The organism is Streptomyces sulphureus DSM 40104 (genome assembly GCF_000381025.1).
Lineage (GTDB): Bacteria > Actinomycetota > Actinomycetes > Streptomycetales > Streptomycetaceae > Streptomyces > Streptomyces sulphureus.
This window is the reverse complement of record NZ_KB905831.1, coordinates 47,448-62,930: the sequence shown is the minus strand read 5'-3', so window position 1 is coordinate 62,930 and position 15,483 is coordinate 47,448. Positions and strand designations below refer to the sequence as shown.

16 protein-coding genes are annotated in these 15,483 nt (G+C 73.1%); 4 read left to right on the top strand and 12 right to left on the bottom strand.

Annotation, left to right across the window (positions count from 1 at the left end):
• Window positions 1-146 precede the first annotated feature (146 nt).
• Window positions 147-347, top strand: a complete 201-nt coding sequence (locus F603_RS0130545) for a DUF397 domain-containing protein (RefSeq protein ID WP_019549727.1) — start codon at window positions 147-149, stop codon at window positions 345-347.
• A 222-nt stretch (window positions 348-569) separates the two neighbouring features.
• Here F603_RS0130545 and F603_RS0130540 read toward each other — a convergent pair whose 3' ends face one another.
• Entirely contained in the window at window positions 570-2,006 is a 1,437-nt protein-coding gene (locus F603_RS0130540; protein ID WP_051096440.1) for a sugar porter family MFS transporter, read from the bottom strand.
• Between the two features lie 377 nt (window positions 2,007-2,383).
• Between F603_RS0130540 and F603_RS0130535 the strand changes: the two genes are divergently transcribed.
• Entirely contained in the window at window positions 2,384-2,773 is a 390-nt protein-coding gene (locus F603_RS0130535) for a VOC family protein (protein WP_019549725.1), read from the top strand.
• A gap of 60 nt (window positions 2,774-2,833) precedes the next feature.
• Here the strand turns inward: F603_RS0130535 and F603_RS0130530 are convergent, their stop codons facing one another.
• Window positions 2,834-3,769, bottom strand: coding sequence for a helix-turn-helix domain-containing protein (locus F603_RS0130530; RefSeq protein WP_019549724.1), 936 nt, complete (start codon window positions 3,767-3,769; stop codon window positions 2,834-2,836).
• 86 nt (window positions 3,770-3,855) lie between these two features.
• Between F603_RS0130530 and F603_RS0130525 the strand changes: the two genes are divergently transcribed.
• Window positions 3,856-4,662, top strand: a complete 807-nt coding sequence (locus tag F603_RS0130525; RefSeq protein WP_019549723.1) for an alpha/beta fold hydrolase — start codon at window positions 3,856-3,858, stop codon at window positions 4,660-4,662.
• Between the two features lie 184 nt (window positions 4,663-4,846).
• Here F603_RS0130525 and F603_RS0130520 read toward each other — a convergent pair whose 3' ends face one another.
• From F603_RS0130520 to lplAB, 5 genes are all read right to left on the bottom strand, one after another.
• A complete protein-coding gene (locus tag F603_RS0130520; protein ID WP_245600948.1) occupies window positions 4,847-6,019 on the bottom strand; it encodes an MFS transporter in 1,173 nt (390 codons plus the stop codon).
• A gap of 104 nt (window positions 6,020-6,123) precedes the next feature.
• Window positions 6,124-6,672: a helix-turn-helix domain-containing protein gene (locus tag F603_RS0130515; protein ID WP_019549721.1), complete on the bottom strand. Its 549-nt coding sequence runs from the start codon at window positions 6,670-6,672 to the stop codon at window positions 6,124-6,126.
• 119 nt (window positions 6,673-6,791) lie between these two features.
• Window positions 6,792-7,100 carry a GNAT family N-acetyltransferase gene (locus F603_RS0130510; protein ID WP_019549720.1) on the bottom strand — a complete coding sequence of 103 codons (309 nt, stop codon included), beginning with the start codon at window positions 7,098-7,100 and terminating at the stop codon, window positions 6,792-6,794.
• 286 nt (window positions 7,101-7,386) lie between these two features.
• On the bottom strand, window positions 7,387-7,797 hold the full coding sequence (locus tag F603_RS0130505; RefSeq protein WP_019549719.1) for a hypothetical protein: 411 nt from the start codon (window positions 7,795-7,797) through the stop codon (window positions 7,387-7,389).
• 302 nt (window positions 7,798-8,099) lie between these two features.
• Entirely contained in the window at window positions 8,100-9,155 is a 1,056-nt protein-coding gene (gene lplAB / locus F603_RS0130500; RefSeq protein ID WP_019549718.1) for a lipoate-protein ligase LplAB, read from the bottom strand.
• A gap of 249 nt (window positions 9,156-9,404) precedes the next feature.
• Here lplAB and F603_RS0130495 point away from each other — a divergent pair, with 249 nt between their 5' ends.
• Window positions 9,405-10,448 (top strand): zinc-binding dehydrogenase, encoded by a 1,044-nt coding sequence (locus F603_RS0130495; RefSeq protein WP_019549717.1) that lies wholly within the window; start codon window positions 9,405-9,407, stop codon window positions 10,446-10,448.
• Between the two features lie 422 nt (window positions 10,449-10,870).
• Here F603_RS0130495 and F603_RS0130490 read toward each other — a convergent pair whose 3' ends face one another.
• Genes F603_RS0130490 through rfbB form a run of 5 tightly spaced genes read right to left on the bottom strand, consistent with a single transcriptional unit; the run spans window position 10,871 to window position 15,477 of the window.
• Window positions 10,871-11,974: a FecCD family ABC transporter permease gene (locus tag F603_RS0130490; protein ID WP_019549716.1), complete on the bottom strand. Its 1,104-nt coding sequence runs from the start codon at window positions 11,972-11,974 to the stop codon at window positions 10,871-10,873.
• Complete coding sequence (locus F603_RS0130485) at window positions 11,971-13,023, bottom strand: FecCD family ABC transporter permease (RefSeq protein ID WP_019549715.1); 1,053 nt, start codon at window positions 13,021-13,023, stop codon at window positions 11,971-11,973. The genes F603_RS0130490 and F603_RS0130485 overlap by 4 nt, the downstream gene beginning before the upstream one ends.
• Complete coding sequence (locus F603_RS0130480) at window positions 13,020-13,637, bottom strand: dTDP-4-dehydrorhamnose 3,5-epimerase family protein (protein ID WP_019549714.1); 618 nt, start codon at window positions 13,635-13,637, stop codon at window positions 13,020-13,022. Before F603_RS0130480 ends, F603_RS0130485 begins: the two co-directional genes overlap by 4 nt.
• Window positions 13,634-14,524 carry a dTDP-4-dehydrorhamnose reductase gene (gene rfbD, locus F603_RS0130475; RefSeq protein ID WP_019549713.1) on the bottom strand — a complete coding sequence of 297 codons (891 nt, stop codon included), beginning with the start codon at window positions 14,522-14,524 and terminating at the stop codon, window positions 13,634-13,636. Before rfbD ends, F603_RS0130480 begins: the two co-directional genes overlap by 4 nt.
• Entirely contained in the window at window positions 14,521-15,477 is a 957-nt protein-coding gene (gene rfbB / locus F603_RS0130470) for a dTDP-glucose 4,6-dehydratase (RefSeq protein WP_019549712.1), read from the bottom strand. The genes rfbD and rfbB overlap by 4 nt, the downstream gene beginning before the upstream one ends.
• Between the last annotated feature and the right edge of the window lie 6 nt (window positions 15,478-15,483).

Sequence of the window (15,483 nt, the reverse complement as noted above, 5' to 3'; positions counted from 1 at the left end):
GAGTTGGTGGTTGCAGGGCACTTAGGCGTTGCCGGGTGTGCGCACGTGTGCGCCGCACCGGATGCGGGCATGCCCTCGGACGAGGGCGGTCGCCCTCATTGGTGCCTGGCGCCGTGATCAGGCAACTGGGAAGGGAGCACTCCGTGATGACCGCGTCCCTCCGGTGGTTCAAGTCCTCCTACAGTGACAACGGCGGTGCCTGCGTCGAGTGGGCGCCAGACCACGCATCGGAAGGCGCAGTCCCGGTCCGGGACTCGAAAAACACCGAGTGCCCCGCTCTGACGTTCCCCTCAGCCTCGTGGCAGCGCTTCGTATCCGCGCTCTCCGACGGGCGGTTCCACCCGTAGGCGTCGCCTGCCCCGGAGCGCGCTCGGCAAGTAGGGGACTCTGAACGGAAAGGCCCCGCCAGCACCGGAGTTGGCGGGGCTCGATCTGCTGCGTGCCCACGCCACGGCTGCCTGCACCACGGCTCGCACCGCCGCTGCCAACTCCGGGGCGAGGAGACAGCGCGCACGCAGTACGGCATCTCGCCGCGCGATCCCCGGCGACCCGCGACCTCGGCCTGCGGCCTAGCCGCCCTTCCGCTGGTGCGTCTCCCCGGTCATCGACTCCAGCTCCCGCTGCTTGGTCTCCGGGACCTTGCTGCGGACGAAGACGAAGGAGGCCGCGGCGAAGAACGCGAACGCCCCGTAGAGCCAGGAGAGGCCGACGCGCTCCGTCATGGGCTCGAAGGAGAAGGTGACGAGGAAGTTGAAGATCCAGTTGGCGGCGGTGCCGATCGCCAGCGCCATGGCCCGCATCCGGTTGGGGAACATCTCCGCGAGCATGATCCACATGATGGGGCCCCAGGAGAGGGCGAAGAAGACCACGAACGCGTTGGCTCCGACGAGAGCCACGGGTCCGTAGGGGTCGGGCAGGGAGATGTCCTCGCCGCTGCCCCGCTGCTGCGAGAAGGCGACGGCGGTGACGGCGAGCGCGACGAACATGCCGACCGAGCCGATCGACAGCAGCCTGCGGCGGCCCACGCGGTCGACGAAGAGCATCGAGACGACCGTCATGACGACGTTGACGCCGGCGGTGATGACGGAGGTCGTGAAGGAGTCGGACTCGCTGAAGCCGACCGACTGCCACAGCGTCGTCGAGTAGTAGAAGATCGCGTTGATGCCGACGAGCTGCTGGAACGCGGCCATGGCGATACCGACCCAGACCAGCGGATGCAGCCCGAAGCGGGGGCCTCGGAGGTCGCTGAAGCTGCTCTTGTGCTCCTTGCGGAGGGTCTCGCGGATCTCCCGCACCTTGGACTGCGGTTCGGCGACGCCCGTCACCCTGCCGAGGACCTCTGCGGCCTTCTCCTCCTTGCCCGCCAGCACGAGGTAGCGCGGCGACTCGGGGATGAGCACCGCCAACACCGCGTACACGACGGCCGGCAGCACCCCGACGAGGAACATCCAGCGCCAGGCCGGCATGCCGAGCCACAGGTCCTGGGACGCGCCGCCGGCCGCTCCCGCCAGGCTCTTGTTGGAGCTGAGGACGACGAGCTGCCCGATGGTGATGGCCAACTGCTGGAGGGAGCCGAGCGCGCCGCGGCCCGAGGCGGGCGCGACCTCGGAGATGTAGGCGGGCGCGATCACGGAGGCGATGCCGATGCCGAGGCCGCCGACGACGCGCCAGAGCAGCAGGTCGGGCACGGAGAAGGCGAACGCGGACCCGGCCGAGCTGATCACGAACATCGCCGCGCTCAGCAGCATCACGTTGCGGCGGCCCCACCCGTCGGCGAGGCGGCCCGCGTACCAGGCGCCGACCGCGCAGCCGAGGAGCGCGATGGAGACGACGAACCCCGAGAGGAAGTCGCCGAGCTGGAAGTGCCCGCTGAGGGAATCCACGGCGCCGTTGATCACGGAGGAGTCGAAGCCGAAGAGGAATCCACCGACGGCCGCGGCTATCGAGATGCCGACGGCTTTGCCGCGGTAACCGGACGGCTGCGCCGTGGAGGCCGTGTCAGCCATGAAGAGCGTCACCTCACCAGGTACGGGTATGCGGCTTCGGTCGACTCCGAGGTCGAGACGCCTTTTCACCGGTAGCGGGCGCGCCCTGGCCTACCCGCGGGCCACCGTACGACCCGTCGGGAGCGGCCTGTCAAAGGGTCGCCCGACACGATGTGTCACCGGCGGCCGTCAGGGGATTCACCACGGTGCGACGGGCTTTCGCGCTGTGCGCGCTGACCCTCGATGGTGCCGGGGTCGTGCGGGCGTTCTTCCGAAAGAGGACGAAAGCGGAGGACATCGGCCGCCCGGGTGTCGTACCGTGCTGGCACGGCATCGCGTGTCGGTCACCGGCAGGGTGAGGCATGGAGGTGTCGGGAGATGCCTATGGAGGCATTCTTTTGGCAGTCGAGTTGAACCACACGATCGTCCACTCCCGGGACAACCGGGAATCCGCTGAATTCTTCGCGGAGCTGCTGGAACTCGAAGTCGGCCCCGAATGGGGCCCGTTCGTCCCCGTGGTGTTGAGCAACGGCATCACCCTGGACTTCGCCAGCACCGAGCAGCACATCGCACCGCAGCACTACGCCTTCCTCGTGTCCGAGGACGAGTTCGCGGCGGCCTACGCCAAGATCTCCCAACGCGGCCTCGCGCACTGGGCCGACCCCCACCGGAAGCATCCGGGGACGGTCAACCACAACGACGGCGGCAGCGGTGTCTACTTCCTGGACCCGAACGGGCACCAGCTAGAGCTGCTCACCGTCCCGTACGGCGGCTGGCCGGAGCAGTAGCCCGGCCAGGGGCCGCGCCTTCGCCGGGTGCGGCCCCGTCTGCCCGCCGGTGCTGCGAGGTCAGGCGTCCGTACGCGCCAACTGGCCGTCGAGAGCGGCCCGGTGCCAGTCGTCGACGGCGCCGGGGGTGGGCTCGTCGGCGGGTGCCAGCCGGCCCGCGAGCTGCCAGTAGCGCTCGATCATCGGGTCGGCCGTCCGTGCGAGGTGGCGGCTGAGGTCGCGGCGGAACGTCGGGGTGTCGTCGGCGCCGCGGGCGCGGGCGTGGGCGGCGACGAAGCAGTCGAGGGCGTCCCCCTCGTGCGGCGGGCGCCCGGCGCGCAGGTGCGCGGACGTGAGCGGCACCGCCTCGGCGATGCCCTCGTAGAGCACGTCGGGGCGGTAGCCGGGGTGGGCCGCCGAGAAGGGGGCGCAGAGGTCGACGCTGAGCCGTCCCCTGGTGGCGAGGGTGTGCAACTCGGCCTGTGCGAGGACGTGTTGCGGCGTCGGCTCGGCGGGCGGGCACACCACGGCGGCCTCCACCACGGCGTCGCGCAGGCGGTGCGGGATACCCGGCGGGAGCAGCCTCCGCCAGAAGCGCGCCAGATCCGCCGTGGCGGGCGGCGCGTCCAACCCGCCGACGAGCAGCAGGCGTTCGGCGCGCAACTCCGGCGGGCTCTCGTGGAGCAGGCGGAGCGCCGCCTCCCGCCAACGCAGCGCGGTGAGTTCCGTGCCGAGGTCGCCCAACTTCCGTGCCGCGGCGCCCTCCAAAGCTCCTTCGAACTCTTCCTCGGGGTGCGCCAGCAGACGGGAGACCTCCGGCAGGGAGAGGCCCAGTGCGCGCAGCGACCGGGCGCGGCGCAGCCGGTCCACTGCTTCCGGCGCGTACCTGCGGTGCCCGCCGCTGCTACGGCCCGCCTCGGGGAGCACCCCTCGGTCGGAGTAGTAGCGGACGGTCTTGACCGTGGCGCCGGTCCGTGCTGCGAGCTCGCCGATGCTCAACGTCTCGTCGAGGAGCAAGGGTTGAACCTCCCGTCGCTGGAGTTCCTAGCGTACTGAGCACGCGGCCGCGCAGGACGGCCCGCACGACGACCATGGGAGGTCGCATGACCACTGAGCCGACGTTCGTCCTCGTCCCCGGCGGCTACCTGGGCGGTTGGGTGTGGGAGGAGGTCGCAGACGGGCTGCGTGGCGCCGGGGCCGGAGCGCACCCGGTGACGTTCACCGGCATGGGGGACCGGCGCCATCTCGCGGGCCCCGCCGTGGACTTGGAGACGCACGTCGAGGACCTGGTGCAGATCCTCGACCACCTCGAAGGGGAGCGCATCGTCCTGGTCGGGCACTGCTACGGCATCTTCCCCGCGGTGGGTGCGGCCGACCGGCGCGGCGCACGCGTCGAGCGGGTCGTCTACCTCGACGCCGCGTTTCCGCTCGACGGCTACTCCGTCCTGGAGCTGCTCAACGAGAGGGAGCCCGACTCGCCGCGCCAGTCCGTGATGCGGCGGCACGCCGTCGAGGCCGAGGAGGGTTGGCGGATTCCGGCGCCGACCGCCGAGCAGTGGCGGGGCGCCGCCACCTCCGACCTCGACGAGGCCCAACTCGCCTGGATGGTGAGGCGAGCGGCGCCCCAGCCGCTCGGCACCTTCACCAGCCGCCTGCACCTGACAGGCGCCGCGGCAGAGACGCCGCTCACCGGCGTCTTCTGCACCCGCAACGGCACCAGTACGGCGGTGGCGGCGGAACTCGCCGCCACCGGCGACCCGCGGTTCGCCGCGCTCACACGGCCCACCTCGGCCTTCTTCGACCTGGACACCGCGCACTTCCCCATGGTCTCGGCGCCGGAGACGCTCACCGAGGTGCTGCTACGCGCGGGGCGGGGAGAGGGGGAGCGGCTTGCCGAGGGAGTTTCGTAGGGCGTCGCGCTCGGTTCCGGGGACAGACGTTGCGCCGCTCCTACGGGGGTGGGGCGGTGCGGCGGTCCAACGGGCCTGCGGCGGAGCCCGCGCCCGCCCCATCCCTTCGGCCGCCGCCCTTGGGCCGCAGCAGCGGCGGCGCGCTGTAGCGGCGCGAGCGGCGGGCTGCCACCGGGCCGGCGCCCTACGTCGCCGCGCTGGATTCCTCCTCCGCGGCAGTGTCCCCGACGTCGCCCGCTCTCGCGCGGACGGTGAGCCCGCGCACCTGGCGACTGCAGAGGACGAGCCCCGTCGCGGCGACGAGCAGGGCGGTGCCGCCGAGCAACGCGGGGCGTGTGCCGTACCGTTCGGCGAGCCAGCCGGCGGCGACCTCGCCGAGCGGGAGGGCGAGCAGGGAGCCGAGGACGTCGTAGGAGTAGACGCGGGCGAGCCGGTCCGTCGGGATGTTCTCCTGGAGCGACACCTCCCAGGCGACGCCGAACTGCTCCATCGCCACGCCGTTCACGAACATCGCCGCCACCAGCAGCGCGAGCGGCGCCGTCTCGGCGAGCGCCAGCAGCGGCAGCGCGTCGAAGACGACGACGGCGACGCCGAGCCGCAGGGCGTGCCGCACCCGCGAGCGCGCCGCGAAGAGTCCGCCGACGAGGGCGCCCGCCATCTGCACGGCGAGCACGAGCCCCCAGAAGGTGCGTCCGAAGGTGTCGTCGGCGATCGTCGGGCCGAGCACGTAAATGCCGCCCGCCGTCACACCGTTGACGACGAAGAACTGGAGCACGACGAGCCACACCCACCGCCGTGCCGTGAACTCCCGCCACCCCTCGCGGAGTTCGCGGATCGGGTGCGAACTCTCCCGGGGCGGTTGCGAGACGCGCACCCCGTGGTACGCGACTGCGGCCCCCGCAAAGAGCACCGCGTTGACGGCGAAGCCCCACGCGGGCGAGAACACCGCCGTCACCGCCCCGCCCAGCGACGCACCGGCCATCATCCCGCCCTGCACCCCCATCCGCGCCACGGCGTTGGCGGCGCGCAGCTCCCCGGCGGGGACCGTGTACGGGGTGAGCGCGACAGCGGCCGGGAGCGAGAGCGCGGCGACGGCGCCGTTGACGGTGCTCAGTGCCACGAGCGCGGGCAGTCCGCCGCTTCCGGTCAACAGGACGGCGGCGACGGTGGCTTGGGCGGCAGCCGCCGCGAAGCTGGAGCCCTGGAGGATCACGCTCTTCGGCAGCCGGTCGGCGAGCATCCCGCCGAGCAGGACGAGCGCGACATTGGTGAGCGAACGCGCGGCGACGACCAACCCCATGTGGGCGGCGGAGCCCGTCAGGTCGAGGACGGCGAAGGCGAGGGCGATGGGCGCCATCGTATTGGCGCAGTGTGTCAGCGAGCGCCCGGCGGCGAGGTTCCGCAGGTTGCGTCGGCGCAGGGCATTCAGGAGCGGTCGGTTCCGGGCGGTCCGGCGGCTTTTCACTCCCCGTCTCCCCGTCCGTCGGCCATGCGGAAGAGCAGCAGCGTCGCGCTGGTGGGGACGGCGCCCGGGCTGTCGGCGGGGACGGCCTCCTCGTGCACCAACTCGCCGATCTCCTCGGCGAGTTCGCGGACCCGCTCCCACGTCGCCTTCGGCAGCCAGACCTCCGCGTCGGTGAGCGAGCCCGGGTGCCGGGGATCGCGGCGGTGTGAGCGGCGACGCAGCTCCTCGCCGAGCGCGGAGGCGACGGCCGCGTACTCGTCCGCCCCGGTGCCGGCGGTGAGGCGGCTCGACCTGTCGTAGCAGTACCGCTTGGCGAGGCCGCCGTGGACGGTCTCCTCGCCGTCGAGCTTCAACAGGCCCGCCTCGTGGAGTCGGCGCAGGTGGTAGCTGACGTTGGCCTGCGAGGCACCCAGCTCGCGGGCGGCCTCGGCCGCGCTGTACGCGCGTGCGGTGGTGAGCGAGAGCAGCCGGAGGCGCAGCGGGTGCGCGAGGACGCGGAGTCCGCGCAGCTCTTCTCGCGGTGCGTCGGGGGAAGTTGGCGGCATGACGGAAGTGTCGGCGGGCGGGGGGCAACCGTCAAACAGTTATTTGGGGGTGTCCAGCGGTGGTGGCGTGCCGGGTGCGACCTCGGCGCGGTGCCCTCCCCGCAGGCCGGCCGCCGGATTCAGTCGGAGACCGCGCTCTCCTCGTCGTAGACGAGCGCCTGGTACTCCGGGTGCTTGCGAATCCAGCCCGCGACGAACGGGCAGACCGGTACGACCTGGTGCCCCGCGGCCCGCTCCGCGTCGAGCCCCGCCCGCGCCAGCGCGCTCCCGACGCCGCGGCCCTCGTACGCGGGGTCGACCTCGGTGTGGATGAACGCGACGACCGTCGGCGACCGCACGTACTGCGCGAACCCCGCCAGCTCACCGCCGATCCGGGCTTCGTACCGGTTGGCGCCCGGAGCGTCCACGACCTCGACTTCCTCTCCCATGGCAGCTCCCTTCCTTTCGCCGACGACGGCCGGCCGGCCCGCACCGCGGCCCGGCGCTCCCGCACGCGAGCCCGGAAGCCACTTCAGGCTAAGCCCCGGCCACCTGGACCGCAGCCCGCCGCCAGGGCCTCAACTGCGCTGCTCGCGGTCCCAGTCGAGCATCCGGTAGAGGTACTCGGCGCCGAGCCCGTAGGTGCCCCCGTCGGCGCGCGCGAGGTCGCGGACCTCGCCGGACGCCCGGTCTCCACGATGGCCCGCGACGGCCGCGCCCGCACGGCGGACCGCTTCAGCGACCGCCCACGAAGAGGGAGGCGGGGACGAACACCCGGTGTCCCGTGCCGAATCGCACCCGCACGCCCGCGGCCGTCCACGCGACCGATTCGATCCCCTCGGCGGCGACCCCTGCGCCGAGGTCGACGTGGTGTCCGTAGCCGTGCCCCGGGTCCCGCCCGACCACCAGACGGTACGTCTCCCGCCCGGAGAGCGTGCGCTCCTCGACGAGCGCCAGGTGATGCCGCGACCCGTCCGCGTACTGCACGTCCGCCGGGGCCCGGCTCTCCTGGACGACGTCCGACCGCGGCCACCACAGCACCGCAACGGCCGTCACCGTCACGGCGATCCCCGCGGCGCCTCCGATGACGGCGGCACCGAGACGGCCGGGACGACGGCGCCGCCCTCGGCGTGCGGAAGCTTCCACCTGGCTCCTCCTGGCAGCGCCTGGGCGCGGCGCCTCGACGCCAGGGGGGACGCACGGGGGTTCGGCGTGGTTGCGGGGGCGATTCGGGGCGTGGGGTGGGGTGTTGGGCGCGCAGGGCGAGGCGACTGTGCCGGTGGGTGCCATCGGAGCGCTGGGGTTCGTCGCGTTGGGGCTCTTTCGGTCGGGGTTTTCGCGACTCGGCGCCGAACGGGTCCGCGCTGGCGGGAAGTTCGGCGGATTGCGTGGGATCTCGGGGGCGCAGGGAGAGTGGGGGCGCTCGCCCGCGGCCGGGACGGGCGGCCCTACGCCACCCGCCCCGTCCACTCCTCGCTGCCGAACTTCGTCCGTGCCAGTTCCTCGGCGCGGGCCATCTCCTCGGCGGTAACGGCTCCTTCGGTGAGGCCGTAGCGCTGGGCGAAGGAGGCGATCATGCGGTCGATGATCTCGGCGCGGGGGAGGCCGGTCTGGCGGCGGAGGGGGTCGACGCGCTTCTTGGCGCTGGTGGTGCCCTTGTCGGAGAGTTTCTCCTTGCCGATGCGGAGGACGTCGAGCATCTTGTCGGCGTCGATGTCGTAGGACATGGTCACGTGGTGGAGGACGGCACCGTCGCCGGTGGCGATGCGCTTCTGGGCGGCGCCGCCGATCTTCCCGTCCTTCGAGGCGATGTCGTTGAGCGGCACGTACCAGGCGCGGACGCCGATGTCGCCGAGAGCCGCGAGGACCCAGTCGTCCAGGTAGGCGTAGGAGTCGGCGAAGGAGAGCCCGGAGACGAGGGAGGCGGGGACGGAGAGGGAGTAGGTGATGGTGTTGTCGCGCTCGACGAACATCGCTCCGCCGCCCGAGATCCTGCGGACGACGGTCACCCCGTGCCGGTCGGCGCCCTCGGGGTCGACCTCGTTGCGGAGGGACTGGAAGCTGCCGATGATGACGGCGGGCGAGGCCCACTCCCACACCCGCAGCGTCGGCGGCCTGCGGCCCGCGGCGACCTCCTCGGTGAGGACCTGGTCGAGCGCCATATGGAGCGGCGGGGACTGCGGTGCCTCGTGGATGACCTGCCAGTCGTAGTCGGTCCAGTCAGTCGCCTCGGCGAGGGCGCGGCGCACCGCGACGGCGACGCCCGCAGCCGTGATCCCGTACATGACGGTGTCCTCGGGGACGGCCGCCTCGATCCTCGCCGCGAGACCGGTGAGATCCGTGTCGGCGGAGGCGCCCTCGAGCGACTGGTTGATCGCGGTGATCGCCTCGTCGGGCTCCAGGAAGAAGTCGCCGGCAACCTGCACGTTCCGCAGGACGCCTCCGCGCTGCTCCAGGTCGACGACGACCAGCTTGCCGCCGGGGATCTTGTACTCACCGTGCATGCCGAAATGCCTCCGTTGCTTCGAACCGTGCCTACGGTGAACGCCGCACGGGGCCGGGCTGTTCCGCGTCGCCCGGGGGTCGACGCCGCGATGTCGGAGCTCCCCGGTCACACAACCCCGCGTCCGCGGAACAACTCCTCGGCAGCCACATGCCACGGACGCGCCGTTCCCGCCTTGAGCAGACTTGACCGATCGGTATACCGTGGTCGTCACTAAACAGACCGGTATACCCGCGAGGAGGTTCCAGCGATGCCCGAGACGATGCGCGCGGTGCGGATCACAGAGCACGGAGGACCGGAGGTGCTCGAACCGGCGGAGGTGCCCCTGCCCGTTCCGAAGACGGGGGAGGTGCTGGTGAGGGTCGGCGCCGTGGCGCTGAACAACACGGACCTGTGGACCCGGCAGGGCGCTTACGGTCGCCCGGGAGACCCGGAGGCGCTGTCGGGCTGGCGGGGCCCGATCGACTTCCCGCGCATTCAGGGCGCCGACGTCGCAGGCCGGGTCGCGGCGGTCGGCGCAGATGTGGACGAGAGCCTCGTCGGCCGCCGCGTGGTCGTCGACCCGGCCATCTACGACTCCGACGGCCCCGACGCGCAGCCCGTCGGCCTGATGGGAAGCGAACGCGACGGCGGTTACGCCGAGTACGTCACCGCGCGCACCGACCGCGTGCACGACGCGACGGAGTCCCCGCTCACGGACGAACAGCTCGCCTCGCTGCCGACCGCCTACGGCACGGCACTCGGCATGATCGAGCGCGGACGCCTCCGCGAAGGCGAGACCGTACTGGTCTCGGGGGCGTCCGGCGGGGTCGGCCTCGCGGCGGTGCAGATCGCCCGCGCGCGGGGGGCGAAGGTGCTCGCGATCAGCAGCGGATCGAAGATCGAGTCGGTGCGCGAGGCAGGCGCCCACGCGGTCCTCGACCGCGCGCGGGACGTTCCCGAGCAGGTCCACGACGCCGCGCCCGAGGGCGTCGACGTCGCGCTCGACGTCGTGGCAGGCGAGTTGGTGAGCGACGGACTGCCGCTGCTCCGCGAGGGCGGCCGGTGGGTCGTCGCCGGCGCGCTCGGCGGCTACGAGGTCGCCTTCGACGTGCGCCGCCTCTACCTCCACAACGCGCAGGTGATCGGCTCCGCGATGCACACGCCCACGCACTTCGACCTCCTCATGGACCTGGCCCGGCGGGCCGACGTCCAGCCCGTCGTCGCCGCGAGGTTCCCGCTCGACCGGGCCGCCGAGGCACAGGAGGAGCTCGCCCGCAGGGGACACGTGGGGAAGCTCGTCATGCGGCCCTAGGGCGGCGCCTGCCGCCCGTTCGGGAGGCGAAGTCGGCCCGCCGTCCGGGGAGTTGCGGGGTGCTCCACGGGTGGCGGCGGACGCGCGCCGGGGACGCGGCGCCGTCCCGCGTCCGTCCGCCGAACGGTGCGACGCAGCCGAAGGCCGCGGAACGGTGCGGCTGACCATGCGGTCGCCCCGCGTCGCCGGTGGCCCGGCCTCCGGATGTGAGCGCTCCCCGTGGTGGGACGGCTCGACTCCGGTTTTCAGCCGCCCCATGTTGCTGAACGGTGCGCCCTCGGATGCGGGTGTCCGATGCCGCGGAACGGTGCGGCGTCGTGGGACGGCACGGCCGCTGCTGCGGCCGGCCCACGTTGCGGAACGGTATGGCTCCGGATGCGGATGTCCTGCGGTGCGAGACGGTGCGTCCCTTCGATGCCCCGCTACAGCCGCCCCGCCCGCCGTTGGCGCCACAGCAGCCAGGCGAGGTACACGCCGCCGGCGCAGCCGGTGACGACGCCGACCGGGACGATGCCCGGCAGCTTGCCGGCGGCCCAGTCGGACGCCACGACGAGGAGCGCGCCGACCCACCCGGCCGGCAGCAGGTTCGGCCCGGGTGAGCGCGTCAGTCTCCGCGCGATCTGCGGTGCGGCCAGCGCGACGAACGGGATGGGTCCGGCGGCCGCGACCGACATCGCCGTCAGCCCGGTGCCGGTGACGAGCAGCAGCACCCGCGTCCGCTCGGGGCCGACGCCGAGCGCGGCGGCCGCGTCGTCGCCGAGCTCCAGGAGCGAGAGGCGCCGGGCCGCGGCGAGGAGCACGGGCAGCAGGACGAGCAGGCCGACGGCGGCCGTCGCGGCGTCGCTCCAACCGCGCCCGCCGAGGCTGCCGATGCGCCACGTCGCTGCCTCCGCCGCCTTGCCGAGGTCGGCCCGTACGAAGAGGAACGAGGTGACCGAGTTGAGGACCGCGGTGATGCCGATGCCGATGAGCACCAGCCGGTAGCCGTGGGCGCCGCCCTTGCGGGCGAGCAGGTAGACGACGACCGCGGTGAGCAGGCCGCCGCCGACGGCACCGGCCGCAGTCGGTACGGGGCCCGAGTTGAAGACGAGGAGCGCCACCAGCGCACCCGTCGAGGCACCGCTGCCGAAGCCGATGATGTCGGGGCTGCCGAGCGGGTTGCGGGAGAGCGACTGGAAGACGGCGCCTGCGACGCCCATGCCGAAGCCGACGAGGAGCGCGTCGAGCGCGCGCGGCAACCGCAGCCCCGTGACGATGAACTCGGCGCCGGGCGGCCCGTCTCCGAGCAGGGTGCGTACGACCTCGACCGGGCTGAGCGGATATTCGCCCGAACCGATGGCGACCGTCGCCATGAAGAGCCCGAGCACCGCGAGCACCGCGGCGACGTACACCGCGCGCAGCTCGAAGCGGAGGGAGAGCCGGTCGCCGCGGGTGCGCAGATGGCTGCGGGTGACGCTGTGCCGCGGGGGCTCCGGCGGCGCCTGCGGCGGGTCGAGCGTGGTGCGGCCGGGGCCGGTCGGGCTCACAGTTGCGCCACCTTTCGGCGTCGTACCAGGTGGATGAAGAGCAGGCCGCCGAGGAGGGCGGTGATGATGCCGACCTGGATCTCCGAGGGCGGCGCGACGACGCGGCCCACCACGTCGGAGACGAGCAGCAGGACCGGCGCGTACAGCGCGCAGTACGCGAAGAGCCGCGGCGTGTGGGGCCCCGTGAAGAACCGCACCGCGTGCGGCACCATCAGGCCGACGAAGCCGATCGGCCCGCAGACGGCCGTCGCGCCGCCGCACAGCAGCGTCACCGAGACGACGGAGAGCACGCGCGTGCGCCCGGGGCTTGTCCCGAGGGCGCGCGCCGAATCGTCCCCGAACGCCATCACGTTGAGCGGCCGGGCGAGCGCGAAGGCGAGGAAGGCGCCGACGACGAGGAGCGGCGCGGCCTGCGCGAGCAGGTCGCCCGAGCGTCCGGCGAGGCTGCCGACGTCCCAGTTGCGGAGCCGGTCGAGGGCGTGCGTGTCGAGGAGTTGGAGGCCGTTGATGTACCCGGAGAGCGCCGCGCTCACCGCGGTGCCGGCGAGCGCGAGTCGTACGGGGGTCGCGGCGCCGCTGCCGCCGAGCGCACTGACGACGACCGAGGCGATCCCCGCGCCGGCGACGGCGAACCACAGGTAGCCGCCGAAGCTCTCCACCCCGAAGAGACTGATCGCGGTGACGACGGCGGCGGAGGCGCCCGCGTTGACGCCGAGCAGCCCGGGGTCGGCGAGCGGGTTCCGGGTGAGCGACTGCATCACGGCGCCCGCGAGCCCCAGCGCGGCGCCGACCGCGAGCCCGATGAGGGTCCGCGGCAGCCGCATGTCCTGCACGATCGCCGCCTCTTCGCCGTGTGCGCCGTGCACCAGCGCGTCCCAGACCGTCCCCGGAGGCACGGCCTCGGCGCCGGCGCACAGGCTCAGCACCACGGAGGCGACGAGGAGCACCACCCCGAGCACCAGCCCCGCGCCGGCGCGCGCGGGGCCCACGCCCGGTGTCTGCGCCGAACTACCCGTACCCGCAGCCGAGTCGGCGGCGAGAGCGGTCACGCGGCGCCCTCCGTCCTGTGGTGCGCGGCGCGGTACCGCAGGCAGGCGTCGTGGCGGGGGAGGAGTCCGGCCTCGGCCGCCTCGGCGAGCGTCGGCGCCTCCCGGTCCTTGGCGGAGAGGATCGGCTCGATGTCGGACGGCCACGCGATGCCGATGCCGGGGTCGAGCGGCTGGATGCCGTGCTCGCGTCCGGGCGCGTACCCGGTGGAGCAGAGGTAGACCACGGTGGCGGTCTCGCTGAGCGCGAGAAAGGCGTGGCCGAGGCCCTCGGAGAGGTGGACGGAGTGCCCGTTCTCCGCGCTGAGTTCGACGGCCTCCCACGCGCCGAACGTCGGCGAGCCGACCCGTACGTCGACGACGACGTCGAGGATCGCGCCCTGTACGCACGCCACGTGCTTCGCCTGGCCGGGAGGCACGTCGGCGAAGTGGATGCCGCGCAGCGCCCCGCGCCGGGAGACCGAGCAGTTCGCCTGCGCCGTCTCGAGCCGCTCGACCTGTTCCCCCTGCTCGACGGAGTCCTCCCGGCGGAAGAGTTCGTGGAACCTCCCGCGCTCGTCCGTGTGGACGCGGGGCGTGCGGCGCCACGCGCCCTCGATCGTCAACGGTTCCTTCACGACTCTCCTTCGAAGTTCGGCGCACCGGACGGGACGACGTGGGGGAGCGCCTCGGCGAGCACCTCCCGCCAGTCCCGGGGGGCGGGTTGGTGAGGCGCAGGGGTGCGCTTCTGCATCAGGACGCTCCACGCCGGGCGGGGCGCGGCGCGTGCGAGCGCCGCGCTGGAGACGGGCCGTACCCGCGCCGGGTCGGCCCCGCACCGCTGGAAGACCTCGCGGGCGAACTCGTACCAGGTGGTGCGGCCCGCCGAGGTGCTGTGGTGGACGCCGGTCGCCGGCTCGTCGGCGCGTCCGAGCGCGAGGAGGTGTCGGGCGACGTCGCGCGTCCAGGTGGGCTGGCCGTGCTGGTCGTCGACGACGTCGACGGTGGCGCCCGCCAGGGCGCGCCCGGCCATGGTGCGGACGAAGTTGTGCCCGTGCCTGCCGTAGAGCCAGGCGGTGCGCACCACCGCGCCCGCCGCCGGCAGCTCCGCCAACACGGCCTGTTCGCCCGCGAGTTTGGTGCGCCCGTACGCGGTGCGCGGCCCCGTCGGGGCATCTTCCGCGTAAGGGAGGCGGTGGGTGCCGGGGAAGACGTAGTCCGTCGAGAGGTGCAGGAGCCGCGCGCCGTTTCGGGCGCAGGCCCGGGCGAGGAGGCGCGGTGCCTCGGCGTTCTGCCGGTGTGCCTCCGGCTCGGCCTGCTCGGCCCCGTCGACGTCGGTCCACGCGGCGCAGTTGACGACGACGGAGGGCCGCACCGCGCCGAGCGCACCGGCGACCGCCGCGCCGTCCGTGACGTCCAACTCGGCGCGTGTGCACGGCTGTACGCGCTCCCCTGCGGCTTCGAGCACGGCGACGACGTCGCGTCCGAGCATGCCCTGCGCTCCGGTGACCAGCCAGGCGCTCACCGGGCCCACCGCCCCGGGTTGTCGCGGTACCACGCGACGGTGGTGGCCAGCCCCTCCGCGAAGGAGTGCCGCGGCGTGTAGCCGAGCTCTTCGTGGATGCGGGACCAGTCGACGCAGTAGCGCCGGTCGTGGCCCTTGCGGTCGGGTACGGGCGTCACGCGGTCCCAGTCGGCGCCGCAGGCGTCGAGGAGGCGCGCGGTCAGCTCACGGTTGGTGAGTTCGGTGCCGCCGCCGATGTTGTAGACGCGGCCCGGTTCGCCGCTCTCCAGCACGAGTTGGAGCGCGTGGCAGTGGTCGGCGACGTGGAGCCAGTCGCGGACGTTGCCGCCGTCGCCGTAGAGCGGGACCGTCTCGCCGCGCAGCAGTCGGGTGGTGAAGAGCGGTATCAGCTTCTCCGGGTGCTGGCGCGGCCCGTAGTTGTTGGAGCAGCGGGTGACGCGGACGTCGAGGCCGTGGGTGCGGTGGTAGGCGAGCGCGAGCAGGTCCGAGCCGGCTTTGCTCGCGGAGTAGGGGGAGTTGGGTGCGAGCGGCTCCTCCTCCGACCAGGCGCCGTGCGGGATGGAGCCGTACACCTCGTCGGTGGAGACGTGCACGAAGCGCTCGACGCCGTGGCGGACGGCGGCCTCCAGCAGCGTCTGGGTGCCGAGCAGGTTGGTGGAGGCGAACTCCCCGCCGTCCGCGATCGATCGGTCGACGTGCGACTCGGCGGCGAGGTGCACAACGGCGTCGTGGTCGCGCATGAGCGCATCGACGAGGTGGGCGTCGCGGATGTCCCCCTCGACCACGTCGAGGCACGAACCGGTCGCGGACGAGGGGAGGTTGGCGGGATTGCCCGCGTAGGTGAAGGCGTCGAGGACGGTGACGGTGCGGTGGGTCGAAGTCCCTTCCGCCAGAAGGGAGTCGACGAGGTGGGAGCCGATGAAGCCGGCCCCGCCGGTGACGAGGATGCGCATGGGGTC